General features: G+C 64.8%; 14 protein-coding genes. 11 read left to right on the top strand and 3 right to left on the bottom strand.

The window, feature by feature from the left end; translation table 11 throughout:
* Window positions 1–293: 293 nt before the first annotated feature.
* The 7 genes from FJ951_RS04680 (at window position 294) to FJ951_RS04650 (ending at window position 6,472) form a co-directional block, all read left to right on the top strand.
* Window positions 294–1,676 (top strand): M20/M25/M40 family metallo-hydrolase, encoded by a 1,383-nt coding sequence (locus FJ951_RS04680; RefSeq protein ID WP_140513772.1) that lies wholly within the window; start codon window positions 294–296, stop codon window positions 1,674–1,676.
* 148 nt (window positions 1,677–1,824) lie between these two features.
* Window positions 1,825–2,445, top strand: a complete 621-nt coding sequence (locus FJ951_RS04675; protein WP_140500266.1) for a ribonuclease D — start codon at window positions 1,825–1,827, stop codon at window positions 2,443–2,445.
* An 83-nt stretch (window positions 2,446–2,528) separates the two neighbouring features.
* Entirely contained in the window at window positions 2,529–2,732 is a 204-nt protein-coding gene (locus tag FJ951_RS04670) for a hypothetical protein (RefSeq protein ID WP_140513771.1), read from the top strand.
* Between the two features lie 110 nt (window positions 2,733–2,842).
* Entirely contained in the window at window positions 2,843–3,097 is a 255-nt protein-coding gene (locus FJ951_RS04665) for a GlsB/YeaQ/YmgE family stress response membrane protein (RefSeq protein WP_140500262.1), read from the top strand.
* A 23-nt stretch (window positions 3,098–3,120) separates the two neighbouring features.
* The gene (locus tag FJ951_RS04660) at window positions 3,121–3,267 is read left to right on the top strand and encodes a hypothetical protein (protein ID WP_140513770.1); all 147 of its coding nucleotides are present in this window, start codon (window positions 3,121–3,123) and stop codon (window positions 3,265–3,267) included.
* Between the two features lie 137 nt (window positions 3,268–3,404).
* The gene (locus FJ951_RS04655) at window positions 3,405–5,669 is read left to right on the top strand and encodes a transglycosylase domain-containing protein (RefSeq protein WP_140513769.1); all 2,265 of its coding nucleotides are present in this window, start codon (window positions 3,405–3,407) and stop codon (window positions 5,667–5,669) included.
* A 50-nt stretch (window positions 5,670–5,719) separates the two neighbouring features.
* A complete protein-coding gene (locus FJ951_RS04650; RefSeq protein WP_140500256.1) occupies window positions 5,720–6,472 on the top strand; it encodes an SDR family oxidoreductase in 753 nt (250 codons plus the stop codon).
* Between the two features lie 27 nt (window positions 6,473–6,499).
* Here FJ951_RS04650 and FJ951_RS04645 read toward each other — a convergent pair whose 3' ends face one another.
* Entirely contained in the window at window positions 6,500–7,420 is a 921-nt protein-coding gene (locus FJ951_RS04645) for a zinc-binding dehydrogenase (RefSeq protein ID WP_140513768.1), read from the bottom strand.
* A 143-nt stretch (window positions 7,421–7,563) separates the two neighbouring features.
* On the opposite strand from FJ951_RS04645, the gene FJ951_RS04640 reads away from it, so the two are divergent.
* Complete coding sequence (locus FJ951_RS04640) at window positions 7,564–8,373, top strand: helix-turn-helix transcriptional regulator (RefSeq protein WP_140513767.1); 810 nt, start codon at window positions 7,564–7,566, stop codon at window positions 8,371–8,373.
* Window positions 8,374–8,463: 90 nt separating this feature from the next.
* Entirely contained in the window at window positions 8,464–8,901 is a 438-nt protein-coding gene (locus FJ951_RS04635; RefSeq protein WP_140500250.1) for a VOC family protein, read from the top strand.
* A gap of 134 nt (window positions 8,902–9,035) precedes the next feature.
* Here FJ951_RS04635 and FJ951_RS04630 read toward each other — a convergent pair whose 3' ends face one another.
* Window positions 9,036–10,820, bottom strand: a complete 1,785-nt coding sequence (locus FJ951_RS04630) for a cation:proton antiporter (RefSeq protein WP_140513766.1) — start codon at window positions 10,818–10,820, stop codon at window positions 9,036–9,038.
* 215 nt (window positions 10,821–11,035) lie between these two features.
* On the bottom strand, window positions 11,036–11,485 hold the full coding sequence (locus tag FJ951_RS04625; RefSeq protein WP_140513765.1) for a host attachment family protein: 450 nt from the start codon (window positions 11,483–11,485) through the stop codon (window positions 11,036–11,038).
* Between the two features lie 432 nt (window positions 11,486–11,917).
* Here FJ951_RS04625 and cysG point away from each other — a divergent pair, with 432 nt between their 5' ends.
* The gene (gene cysG / locus FJ951_RS04620; RefSeq protein WP_140513764.1) at window positions 11,918–13,363 is read left to right on the top strand and encodes a siroheme synthase CysG; all 1,446 of its coding nucleotides are present in this window, start codon (window positions 11,918–11,920) and stop codon (window positions 13,361–13,363) included.
* Complete coding sequence (locus tag FJ951_RS04615; RefSeq protein ID WP_140500242.1) at window positions 13,360–13,653, top strand: DUF2849 domain-containing protein; 294 nt, start codon at window positions 13,360–13,362, stop codon at window positions 13,651–13,653. The genes cysG and FJ951_RS04615 overlap by 4 nt, the downstream gene beginning before the upstream one ends.
* The last annotated feature ends 42 nt before the right edge of the window (window positions 13,654–13,695 follow it).

The raw sequence follows: 13,695 nt of genomic DNA, 5'->3' as shown, positions 1-13,695 counted from the left end.
ATATTCGTGCCCTTGAATCGCCACGTTCGAGGACACAGATAAATGTCATCGGCAATTTTCGCCGACGTCCGGAGCAAGGCCCGTCCCCCGCCTATCCCGGACACCTGCGGCAGCCTATCCCCCCTCTCCGGGCTGCCGCATCGTTTCGAGTAGAAGGGCCGCCGTGGTTCCCCCTCCACCACGGCGGTCTTTTTTGTTTCGAATAACGCTTGAGCCCGTGGTCCAATGCTCCCGGGCTTTTCGTTTGCCCGCTCTGCCTTTACGGTTCCGGCACTGAATCGAAAGGCTCGCCAATGTCAATCTCCCCCGTTCTCGACCGTCTCGACAAGAATCTCGACCAGAGCCTGGAGCGCCTGTTCGGCCTGCTCCGGATCAGGTCGATCTCCACCGATCCGGCCTATGCCGCCGATTGCCGCAAGGCGGCCGAATGGCTGGTGGAAGAACTCAAGGTGATCGGCTTCGACGCCAGCGTCCGCGACACGCCCGGCCACCCGATGGTGGTTGCGCATCATGATGGGCCGGCCGGTTCACCGCATGTGCTGTTCTATGGCCACTATGACGTACAGCCGGTCGATCCGATCGAGCTTTGGGAAAACGACCCGTTCGCGCCGGCGGTCAAGGAGATCGAGCCCGGCCACAAGGTGATCACCGGGCGCGGCTCGGCCGACGATAAGGGTCAGTTGATGACCTTCGTCGAGGCTTGCCGGGCCTGGAAGCAGGTGCATGGCAATCTGCCGTGCCGCATCACCATCCTGTTCGAGGGGGAGGAGGAGTCGGGCTCGCCGTCGCTGAAACCCTTCCTCGAAGCCAATGCCGATGAACTCAAGGCCGATTTCGCGCTGGTCTGCGATACCAGCATGTGGGACCGCGACACGCCGTCGATCTGCGTGGGGCTGCGCGGGCTGGTTGGCGAGGAGATCATCGTGAAGGCCGCCGACCGCGACCTGCATTCGGGTCTCTATGGCGGCGCCGCTGCCAACCCGATCCGCATCCTGGCAAAGGTGCTGGCCGACATTCACGACAAGGACGGCCATATCACCATCCCGGGCTTCTATGACGGCGTCGAGGAAACGCCGTCGCAGATCCTGAAATCATGGGAAACGCTGGGCGAAACGGCCGAGACGTTCCTTGGCCCCGTCGGCCTGTCGATTCCGTCGGGCGAAAAGGGCCGCTCGCTGCTGGAACTCACCTGGGCACGGCCGACGGCCGAGTTCAACGGCATCACCGGCGGCTATACCGGCAAGGGCTTCAAAACAGTGATTGCGGCGCAGGCCTCGGCGAAAGTATCTTTCCGCCTCGTCCACAAGCAGGATCCCAGGAAGATCCGCGCCGCCTTCCAGCAATTCGTCAGGGAGCGCATTCCGGCCGACTGTTCGGTGGAGTTCCACCCGCATGGTGGCTCGCCGGCGATCCAGCTTTCCTACGACTCGCCGTTCCTGGCCAAGGCCAAGACGGCGCTGTCGGACGAATGGCCGAAGCCGGCGGTGACGATCGGCAGCGGCGGCTCGATCCCCGTGGTCGGCGATTTCCAGACCTATCTCGGCATGGAATCGCTGCTGGTCGGTTTCGGCCTCGACGACGACCGCATCCACTCGCCCAACGAAAAGTATGAGTTGAGTTCGTTCCACAAGGGCCAGCGCTCCTGGGCGCGCATTCTGGACGCGCTGACGCGCTGAGCCGGGAACTCACGAAAGGCGGGAAAATCAAGTTTATGTTGATTTTTCCGCCGATCACGGCAAGGACGGGTTGCCAGCGCAACGTGCTGGAGCGCGCGCGTCCGCTCGATGGATGCGCGATGCCGAAAGCGCGACCCCGGAGAAGACGATGAGCGATATCCGTTTCCACAAAAACGATCTGCCCGACCTGTCCCGCTACAATGTCGGGGCGGTTGCCATCGATACGGAAACGCTGGGACTGAACCCGCATCGCGACCGGTTGTGCGTGGTGCAGATTTCACCCGGCGACGGCAGCGCCGACGTCATCCAGATCGCGCCGGGCCAAAAGGAAGCGCCGAACCTCGTCAAGCTTTTGGGAAACCACAGCGTGACCAAGCTGTTCCACTATGGGCGCTTCGACCTTGCCGTGCTCTACCATGCATTCGGTGTGATGCCCGAGCCGGTATTCTGCACCAAGATCGCCTCGCGGCTGACCCGCACCTACACCGACCGGCATGGTCTCAAAGACATCTGCTTCGAGCTTCTGGGCGTCGGCCTGTCCAAGGCGCAGCAATCGTCGGACTGGGCGGCCGAAACGCTGTCGCCCGAACAACTCGAATACGCCGCATCCGACGTGCTCTATCTGCACCGGCTGCGCGACGTGCTGGCGGCGCGGCTGGCGCGCGAGGATCGCACGAAAGAGGCCGACGCCTGTTTCCGCTTCCTGCCGACACGCGCCAAGCTTGACCTCATGGGCTGGGACGAAGAGGATATTTTCGCTCATAGCTGACGGCGTCGCGGCGCTGCCGCCGATGTTCCGTCCGGGACCAGATGCCGGCCGTCGTGTTCCGTCGGCTCGAAAAAAGGGATGACATGGCGGATAGGAAGCCCATATCGACCGCGCCCACCGACGGCTCCAAGGTCACCGTGACCTGGAACGACGGCGACGGCGTGCTCAACGAATCCATCGCGCAATACCGGGACGGCGGCTGGTGGATCTACATCGACAGCGATACGCAGAAGAAGGTCGAGCCGACGAGCTGGCGGCCCGCCGGGAGCGACGACGGCGACCAATGAGCAGGCCGCTGGCGAGGGCGGCGGCTTTCGCATAGCCTGAAGCCGTTGATATCGAGGCCGATTCGGGGCTTTCCGCTCCGCGCTCGCCTCTTGCTCGGAGGGAAATCGCCATGGGCGTCGAAAGCCTGCTCGTCTTCATCATCATCGGTGCCATCGCCGGCTGGCTCGCCGGTCTCATCGTCTCCGGTTTCGGCTTCGGCCTGATCGGCAACATCATCGTCGGCATCATCGGCGCGTTCATCGCGGGCTGGCTGTTCCCGCGGATCGGCTTGTCCATCGGCGGCGGCATCCTCGCCTCCATTATTCACGCCACCATCGGCGCCATCATCCTGCTGATCCTGGTCAGGGTCCTGAAGCGAGCCTGAGGCCGGGCACCGAGGAGCGCGCCATGAAACAGAATACGCTCTATCTCGTCATTGGCGCGCTCGTCGCCGTGGTCATCGCGCTCGGCGTCTACGTCTACCGCGAACAGACCAAGCCGAAAGGCGTTGAACTCAAGATCGACGACAAGGGCATCTCGATCCAGCAGAACTGAACGGAGCCCGGGCTTGCCGGCTCCGCATTGCTCCCCACGCCTGACTATCGCTGCCTGCCGGATTTAACCCGCCTTTAAACCGCCGCATCTACTCTGCAACCCGAACGCCATAGGCATCGGGATATCAAGCGCAGCGCATGGCGAACCGCAGAGACAGCCGCATCGAACCCAGTTTCGAGGGACCGCCACAAGCGAGATCCCAGACAGGTCTTTCGGTGAGCGAGGAGGACCGCGTCGTGCCCAGCAACCGCAAAGCCTCCGCCAAGCGCAAACCGCCGAAGGCAAAATCGTCGCGTGCCAGGCGCGACCGAAGCCGGCGCGGCCTGTTCGGCGTGCTCGGCCGGCTGGTCTACTGGTGCTTCGTGCTGGCCATCTGGGGCGGCATCGCGGTGGCCGGAGTCGTCGTCTACTACGGCGCCAAGATGCCGGCGGCCACGACCTGGTCGATCCCCGATCGCGCGCCCAACATCAAGATCGTCTCCGCCGACGGCCAGCTGCTCGCCAATCGCGGCATGAGCGGCGGCGAGGCGGTCGGCCTGCACGAAATGTCGCCCTACATCCCCGAGGCGGTCATCGCCATCGAGGACCGCCGCTTCTATTCGCATTTCGGCGTCGATCCGATCGGCCTGTCGCGCGCCATGGTCGCCAACCTCGCCGGCGGGCATTTCTCGCAAGGCGGTTCGACGCTGACGCAGCAACTGGCCAAGAACCTGTTCCTGACGCCGGACCGCACGCTGGAGCGCAAGGTGCAGGAGGTGCTGCTGGCGCTGTGGCTGGAGCACAAGCACACCAAGGACCAGATCCTGGAAATGTACCTCAACCGGGTCTATTTCGGCTCGGGCGCCTATGGCGTCGAAGCGGCCTCGCGCCGTTATTTCGGCAAGAGCGCGCGCGATGTCACCTTGTCGGAGGCGGCGCTGCTTGCCGGTCTCCTGAAGGCGCCGTCGCGACTGTCGCCGGCGCGCGATCCCAAGGCCGCCGAGGACCGCGCGCAGCTGGTGCTCGCCGCTATGCGCGACGAAGGCAAGATCAGCGCCAAGGAACTGACCACGGCGATGAGCGCGCCGGCGACGCGCGCGCCGTCCTACTGGACAGGCTCGGAAAACTACGTCGCCGACACCATCATGGAAGAGCTGCCCGATCTGATCGGCGACGTGCGCGGCGACATCGTCATCGATTCCACCGTCGACCTGAACCTGCAGAAGCTCGCGGAACAATCGATCCGCCGGCTGATCGACGAAAGCGGCAAGAAGCTCAACGTCACCCAGGGCGCGCTGGTGTCGATCGACGATTCGGGCGCGGTGCGTGCCATGGTCGGCGGCTATGATTATTCGACCAGCCAGTTCGACCGCGCCTCGGAAGCGCGCCGGCAGCCCGGTTCGGCGTTCAAGCCGTTCGTCTACATGGCCGCCCTCGAGGCCGGCCGCACGCCCGACAGCGTGCGCAACGATGCGCCGATCAAGATCGGCAAATGGACACCCGACAATTACGGCGGCAAGTATTTCGGGAAGGTGACGCTGGCAACCGCCTTGGCGAAGTCGCTGAACTCGGTGGCGGCCCAGCTGACCATGGAAGTGGGGCCGGACGCAGTGGTCGAGGCGGCGCATCGCATGGGCATCCAGTCCGATTTGCAGGCCAACACCTCGATCGCGCTAGGCACGTCGGAAGTGACGCCGCTGGAGCTGACCTCGGCCTATGTGCCTTTCGCCAATGGCGGCTACAAGCCGGACATCCATTTCATCCGCCGCGTGACATCAGCCGAGGGCAAGGTGCTGTACGACGCCGGCAGCGGCAGCGCGCCGCGCGTGGTGAAGCCCGAGATCGTCGGCATGATGAACTCGATGATGACCGGGACGGTGGAGATCGGCACGGCCAGGAAGGCGGCCTTCACCTGGCCGTCGGCCGGCAAGACCGGCACCAGCCAGAATTCGCGCGACGCCTGGTTCGTCGGCTATACCGCCAATCTCACCACCGGCGTATGGTTCGGCAATGACGACGGCAGCCCGATGAAGAAGGTCACCGGCGGCGCGCTGCCGGCGCAGGCCTGGCACGAGTTCATGGTCGCCGCGCATGAGGGCGTGCCCGTGCGGCCGCTGCCCGGCACCTGGAAGTCGACGCCGGCCGATAGGATCGTGCCGGACGAAATCCCGTCGGCCGATGCGACGCAGTCGGCTCCGAAGCCGCAAGCGCCTGTCGGCCAGTCGGCGCCCGCCGCCGTCGCGGCGCAGCCAGCGCCGGTTCGCGCGCCCCGCCCGGCCCAGACGGTCGACGCCGATGGTTTCGATATGCCGGGCGATTCCGGAACCACCGCGTCGGTCGGACATCCGGTGCCGCCGGGCAGTGTCGGCGGTCCGCTCAAGAAGCGGCAGACCTCGATCCTCGACATTCTCGGCGGAGGCTAGCGGCAACTCGCCTCTCGCCAGCGCCACACCGTTCGGCTACACCTCCCGACATGGCAGAGATCGACACCAGGAAGACCATTGTGCTGACCGGCGCCAGCCGTGGCATCGGCCATGCCACGGTCAAGCGTTTCTCGCGCGAGGGCTGGCGCGTCATCACCTGCTCGCGCCAGGCGTTTGCCGAGGATTGCCCGTGGCCGGCCGGGCCCGAGGACCACATCAAGGTCGATCTCGCCGACCAGGAGGATGTCGGCATCGCCGTCTCCGAAATCCGCCACCGGCTCGAGGCGCATGGCGGGCAGCTGCACGCGCTGGTCAACAACGCCGGCATTTCGCCAAAGCTCAAGGACGGCAACAGCCGCATGAACTCCATCGACACGCCGATGCATGTCTGGCGCGACGTGTTCCAGGTCAATTTCTTCGCGCCGATCATGCTGGCGCGCGGGCTGTTCAAGGAACTGGCATCGGCGAAAGGGTCGATCGTCAACGTCACCTCGATCGCCGGCACCCGGGTGCACCCCTTCGCCGGCACCGCCTATGCGACATCGAAGGCGGCGCTCGGCTCGCTGACGCGCGAGATGGCGCATGATTTCGGCCCGCACGGGATCCGCGTCAACGCCATTGCGCCGGGCGAAATCGACACCGCGATCCTGTCGCCGGGCACGGACAAGATCGTCGAGACCATTCCGCTCAGGCGGCTGGGCACCACGGCCGAGGTCGCCGACATCATCTTCTTCCTGTGCTCCGGGCAGGCGTCTTATGTGACCGGCTCGGAAATCCACATTAATGGCGGCCAGCACGTGTGATGGGGCAGGTCTCAGCCTAGGGATCGTTCATCCGGTCATGGTGAGAACGGCCTTGCCGCTGAAGCTGCGCTGTCGCAGAGCGTCCAGGGCTTGGGCGATGTCGGTCCATGGCATGGTCAGGGCGACGCGGGTTTCCAGCCGGCCGGCCGCAACGAGAGCGAGCAGCGAGGCGATGTCCGAGCCAATGCCCGCGCCAGACGTGTAGTAGGCGAAAGTCTGAAGCCTCGCCCCCTCGTGACCCGGAACGAACTGGCGGAACCCAATTGGCGTGAGTTCGCCACTGCTCGAGCCGAACATGACGATCGTCCCGCCAGGAGCGACGCGTTCGATCGCGTGGGCGAGGCTTTGGCCACCGACCGATTCGGTAATCAGCGAAAACGGCCCCACGGCCAGTTCGATCGACTCGACGACTTGCCCGGCACCCAGGCGGCGGAGATCCTCGCCATGCCGGGAGGCCGCGACCGCGGTCACGCTCGCGCCCTGTTCGCGCGCGATCTGGATCTGGAAACGGCCGACCGCTCCACTTGCGCCGGTGATCAGGACCCGTTGGCCGGCAAGGTCGCCGCCATGGCGCAAAGTCCTGAGCGCGGTGGTGCCCGCGACCGGAAGCGTGGCCGCGGAAACGAAGCTGACCTCATTCGGCAGGACGGCGAGGCGGTCGGTCGAAACCGCGACGCGTTCGGCCCAGCCGGCCTGGTCGACCAAGGCCGCGACGCGGGCGCCCACGGCTGGCCCGGAGCCGTCGGCCGCTGGCCGTTCGACGATCCCGACGATGTCCTGGCCGGGTATCCAGCCGTCCGGGCGTATGGTGAGCAGGCGCAATTCGCCGCGATTCAACGAGGTTGCGTGGACCGAGACAAGCGCCTCGTTTGCGAGAGGCCGAGGGTCCTCGACCTCGGCAAGCGTCAGTCCGGTGGGGCTGTCGGAAGACATGACTAGGGCGCGCATAGGACGTACCTTCCTGCTGGTTTGTGGACGCAAAGCGCGGTGGCATCCTGATCAACCGGGTGCATAGGCAAGCTGGAACCTATCGACTTCCCAACTTGAGGAATTTAGCTACCCTGGCGTTTAATCGCTAAAAGCCGTCAATCATGAGACAACCTCTTCGCTACCCGTGGCTCGATTTCAATGTGGATGACGTCCTCGCACCGGCAATCGCCGTGCGCGTCGACGTTACCGAAACCAGGGCCGAAGTCCCCTCCCATCGGCATCGCAAAGGCCAACTCGTCTTCGCGCTCGGCGGTGGCGTCACATGCCGCGTCCCGAGCGGCCTGTGGATGGTGCCGCCGCATTGCGGGGTGTGGATTCCCGGCGACATGGAGCACAGCAATATCGCGACCGCCAACGCCCGGATCTTCTTCGTCTACATCGAGCCGGGAGCCGCCGAATTGCCGGACCGGTGCTGCACCCTTTCGGTCTCGCCGCTGCTGCGCGAACTGATCATCGAACTGTCCGATGGCGTGGGGGATGATGAGGCGAGGGATGCGCTTTTGATCAGGATGCTGCTTGCCGAGCTGCCGCGCATGCCTGTCCAGCGGCTGCATCTGCCGATCTCATCCGAGCCACGATTGAGGCGGATCGCCGAAGCGTTGGCGCAGGATCCCGCCGACCGCAGCACATTGTCGCAATGGGCCAGCCGGGTTGCGCTCAGCGAGAGCAGTCTCGCCCGTCTCGTCGTGAAGGAGACTGGCTTAAGCTTCGGACGCTGGCGCCAGCAGTTGCATCTGATCGTCGCAATTCGAGAACTGGCCTCCGGTGCGAGCGTGCAGCAGGTCTCCGGCGATCTCGGCTATGATTCCGTCACCGCCTTCATCACCATGTTCAAGAAGGCGCTTGGCAAGCCGCCGGCAAAATACCTCGGCAGCGTCGCGCAAAAAGGCGGCTCTGCCTTCGTGGCGTGATCAACCTGGCTGCAGGCGGAGCACCTCGAGCATCCATTGTTGGACCAGGCGACGCCTTGTAGATTCGAACGACACCTTGGAGATGGAAACATGGCGCTCAAGCGGATGGACAACGTAGGAATCGTCGTCGAAGACCTCGGAGAGGCGGTTGATTTCTTTCGCGAACTCGGCCTCGAGCTTGAAGGACGGGCCACGATCGAAGGAGAATGGGCCGGACGTGTCACTGGACTGGGCGATCAGCATGTCGAGATTGCCATGATGCGCACACCGGACGGCCATAGCCGGCTCGAGCTCTCCCGCTTCCTCAGGCCGCCTGTCGTCGCAGATCACCGGAACGCCCCGGTCAACGCCCTAGGGTACCTGCGCGTCATGTTCACCGTGGATGACATCGACGAGACGCTTGAAAGGCTCCGCACGCGCGGCGCGCAGCTCGTAGGCGAAGTAGTCCAGTATAAAGACGTGTATCGGCTCTGCTACATCCGTGGGCCTGAGGGGTTGCTCATCGGACTCGCCCAAGAACTCGGTTAAGCGCAATACGAAGAAATGGCAGGAGTGGCCGATGTCAGCGGGCGCGTCCAAGGCCGCCCCACCTGTTCGAGGTCCAGCCCTCCACGGTCGGCCGCGTTCTCGCTAAGCACGGATTAGGTCCGTGCAGGATCGGCTCAGGCGGCGGACGGTTCAGCCGCCCGCGGCTTGTGACCAAGCACCTCTTCCACGATACCGCGCGCGATCTCGCGTTCGCCCATGATCACCGTATCGGCGCCGAGCCCCTTGAGATGCTCGACCTCGGCATCGGAATGGGCGCGGGCGACGACGTTGATGGCGGGATTGGCGGCGCGCGCACGCAGCACGATCTGACCGGCCTCGAAGGCATTGGGGATGGCCAGGATCAGCCGTTTCGCGCCTTCGGGGTTGGCGGCTGCAAACACTTCGGCATTGGCGGCGTTGCCCGCCACTGTCTCGGTGCCCTCGGCCTTGAGCTTCACCAGTGTCTTGTCGGCATCCTCGACCACCAGGAAGGGCAGGGCGGCTTCCTTCAACGCAGCGCCGACGAGACTGCCGACACGGCCGTAGCCGATCAGGATCGCGTGGCCGCTAAGGGCTGTTCTTGGCGGCGGCCCATCTTCCTGCTTCGCCGCCGAGGCGACGGAAGCCACCTGGCCGGGCTCCGTCGCCGGGCCGACCGGTTTGGGCTCCACAGGCGGCGCCGTCCTGGCGGCGCGGGCCTCGAGCCATGGCTTCATCCAGTCGATGAGCAGGAACATCACCGGGTTGAGCACGATCGAAAGGATGGCGCCCGCCAGGATGAGATCGCGCCCCTGTTCGGGCAGCAGTTTCAGCCCGACGCCGAGTTCGGCCAGGATGAAGGAGAACTCGCCGATCTGGGCAAGGCTCGCCGAAATCATCAGCGCCGTCGCCAGGGGATAACCGAAGGCGACGACGATGAGGAAGGCCGCCAGCGACTTGCCGACGACGACGATGGCGAGCGTTGCCAGAATCGGCAAGCCGTTGCTGAACAGGCTGAACGGGTCGAACAGCATACCGACCGAGACGAAGAACAGCACCGAGAAGGCATCGCGCAACGGCAGCGATTCCTCCGCGGCGCGGTGGCTGAGTTCGGACTCGCTCATGATCATGCCGGCGAAGAAAGCGCCCAGTGCCAGCGAGACGCCGAACAGCTTGGCCGCGCCGAAGGCGACGCCAAGCGCTATCGCCAGCACCGAAAGCCGAAACAGCTCGCGCGAGCCGGTATGGGCGACATAGTGCAGGATCCAGGGAATGACGCGGCGGCCTACCACCAGCATGACGATGACGAAGGCGGCGACCTTGGCCAGCGTGATGCCGACGACGCCCCAGATGCCGTAGCTCGCGGGCAGCGACAGCAGGCCGCTCGCATGGGCATCCGCCTGCTCCTGGCCGCCAAGCACGCCGGCAAGCGCTGGCAAAAGCACCAGGGCCAGCACCATGGCCAGGTCCTCGACGATCAGCCAGCCGACGGCAATGCGGCCGCGCTCGGTCTCGATCAGTCGACGCTCCTGCAGGGCGCGCAGCAGCACCACGGTCGAGGCCACCGACAGCGCCAGGCCAAAGACCAGTCCTGCTCCCGCCGACCAGCCGAGCATCCAGGAAAGCCCCGCGCCGAGTGCCGTGGCAAAGCCGATCTGGACGATGGCGCCGGGCACGGCAATGGCGCGGACCGACAGGAGATCCTTCAGCGAAAAATGCAGGCCGACGCCGAACATCAACAGGATGACGCCGATTTCGGCGAGCTCATTGGCAAGGCCGGCGTCAGCGACGAAACCGGGCGTGTTCGGCCCAACCAGCACGCCGGCCACGAGATAGCCGACCAACGGCGGAATGCGGAAGCGGTTGGCGAGAGCGCCGAAGACGAAAGCGAGCCCCAGACCGGCTACGATGGTGGCGATAAGGGGAGTGTCATGCGGCATTGTCTATGGAGCGCCTTTCAAGCCAGCGATGCAGGATATGCGCCGCCCGAAGCCGCCGCCTGTTTGCAATATGGTGGATTGGGTGTCGGCCACGCAACCCCGCAAAACCGGGAATTGCCGGTGAAGCGACAAATACCTCGCCGGTGGGCAAGCAAGCCGGAATTCGAGGTCAGCCGAAATCATGCGCCGCAACGGCGGCGCTCGATCGCCAACGATCAAGCTGCCCGCAACAGGGCCTCGATCTCGAATACCGCGTGGTTGGTCAGCGTCTTGGGAATTTCCGCGCTGACCTTGTCGCTGACTTCCTTGTGCAGGATCTTGCGCATCGCGCCGAGCACGAGCGGCGGCGCGATGAGGATGATTTCGTCAAAAGAGCCTCGATGAGCCAGCTTGTAGAGCCGTTCGGCGAGTTCGTCGGCAAAGCGCTCCTTGCCGATCCGATGCCAATCCGTCTCCTCAACCGCGCTGCGATGAACCGAGGGGCCGTCATTGTAGCGACCGGGACTGTCGCTGCCTTGCTCGCGCGTTGGCGGGTTGTCCTGCCTCATTTCCTGCACCACTTCGAGGTTCGGAAATTTGGTGTCACCTGCATTTCTGAGGAAGAGCGCTTTTTCTCCGTCGGCCACCATGATCCAGATGCCGTGCTTCAACTTGATCGCGCTCATGACGCCGGGCTCCTTCCTTCGCTGCCGCCACGCTTGGCTTCACGCCGCGGCCAGGTATGATTTTGAATTGCGCATGCGGAAGGAACGCGCCTCGATCCGGTAATGTTCCAGCCAAAAAGCCAGGTCATACGGGCGCTCCGTCGAGGTGGAGGCGCGCGCACGACCGCCAGGCAGCTTTAATCTACTAAATTAGTAGAATTTAGAAAAAACGGTTTTGTCATAAAGCGCGTTCGGCCCAAAAAAGAGGAGAAATCAAGGCCCGCGACAGCGGCTTGATGCCGGTCTCCGCAACAAGGTGGAATATTTTTCTCTTGGCTGCGGCCCTTTAGAAAAAGCGATTGCATCCCGGAAGGTGATGCGCGAGTGGGTTTCTTCAGCTTTTTCGCGCCCACGCGTAGAAGTGAAGACCAGATCAGGATTCCGTTCGTATCCATGCCGCAGCCCGCCCCCAAGCTCAATGCCTTCCCCGTCTTCGTACGGGTCGAGGACGAAGCCGTAACGATCGTCGGCGGCGGCGACGAAGCGTTGGCCAAGGCACGATTGCTTGGGCAGTCCAGCGCTACGCTGCGCATCGTCGCGGAGAGCGCCTCACCGGACATGCTCGGCTTCATCGCGCAGAGTGGCGCCACCCACATCGCGGCCTATGAGGCGAGCCGGCTGGAAGGCTCGGTGATGGTGTTCGCTGCCAGCGGCGATGAGGCGCTCGACCGGCGCGTTGTCCAGGATGCGCGCCGGCTCGGCATCCCCGTCAATGCGGTGGACCGGCCGGAGCTTTGCGATTTTTTCACCCCGGCGCTGGTCAATCGCGCACCGGTCGCGATCGCCATCGGCACGGAAGGCGCTGGGCCGGTGCTGGCGCAGATGCTGCGTGCCCGCATCGACCGCATGCTGTCGCCTTCGTTGGGCAGGCTGGCGGCTCTCGCCGCGTCGTTCCGGGCCGCCGCTGAAAGCCTGCCCAGGGGCAATTCGCGCCGCCGGTTCTGGAGCGAGTTCTTCGGCGGTGCGCCGGCGCGCGCCGTCGAAGCTGGCAAGCTTTCGCAGGCGCATGACGCAGCCGCCGATCTTCTGCGTTCGGCTGCATCCGCTTCAGGCCATATCGCCCTGGTTGGCGCGGGCCCCGGTGCCGAGGACCTTTTGACGCTGCGTGCGCATCGCCTGCTGATGGAGGCCGATGTCATCGTCCACGACGCGCTGGTGCCGGAGGCTGTCGTCGCCATGGGCCGACGCGACGCCGAGCGGCTGGCGGTCGGCAAACGCAAGGGCTGTCACACCAAGAGCCAGGCCGAGATCAACGCGCTGCTGGTCGAGCTTGGCCGCGAAGGCAAGCGTGTGGTGCGGCTGAAGTCGGGCGATCCCCTGGTGTTCGGCCGGGCCGGCGAGGAGATGGCGGCGCTGCGTGATGCGGGCGTGGCCTATGAGGTGGTTCCGGGCGTCACCGCTGCTTTCGCCGCCGCCGCCGATTTCGAATTGCCGCTGACGCTGCGCGGGGTTTCCTCCTCGATGGTGTTCACCACCGGTCATGATCTCAAAGGCAATTCGCTGCCCGACTGGGCCAAGCTTGCCATTTCGGGTGCCACCGTTGCTGTCTATATGGGCCGCTCGGTGGCCGCAGAGGTTGCCGGCCGGCTGATCGAGGCCGGGCTTTCGCCCGATACGGCGGTAGCCGTGGTCGAGAATGCCAGCCTCGGCAATCGCCGCCGTTTCCACGGCACGCTTGCCGACCTGCCGTCGTTGGAAGCGCGCGCCGATCTCTCAGGTCCGGTCATGACCATCATCGGCGATGCGGTCGCCGGCGCCAATTTCGAACGGTCCGAACCGCTCGCGGCACACAGGCATGAAGGTGCGCCCATAGCTGCCACCGAGGGAGTTCAGCAATGAAGATACTGACCGCCAACCGGCTCGCCGACGGCATCGCCGTCTGGTACGCAGACGGCGGCTGGGCCGAGAGGGCGGACCATGCCGACCTCGCCCATGACAAGGCGGCCGAGGATCGCCTGGAAGCGATCGGTGCCAAGGCCCACGCCGACAACGAAGTCCTCGACGTCAACCTCATCGATGCCGAAATCGTGAACGGCGTTGTCGAGCCGGTGCGGTTGCGCGAGAAGATCCGCGCCGCGGGCCCGACCATCCGCAACGATCTTGGCAAGCAGGCCTCCCGGGCGGCGTAAGCCCAGACCGGAAGTGAACACGGGCGGACGCGCCCTGAAAGA

The sequence above is a fragment of the Mesorhizobium sp. B2-2-3 genome, assembly GCF_006442405.1.
GTDB lineage: Bacteria > Pseudomonadota > Alphaproteobacteria > Rhizobiales > Rhizobiaceae > Mesorhizobium.
The sequence above is the reverse complement of the archived record's forward strand: the minus strand, read 5'-3'. Positions and strand labels throughout refer to the sequence as shown.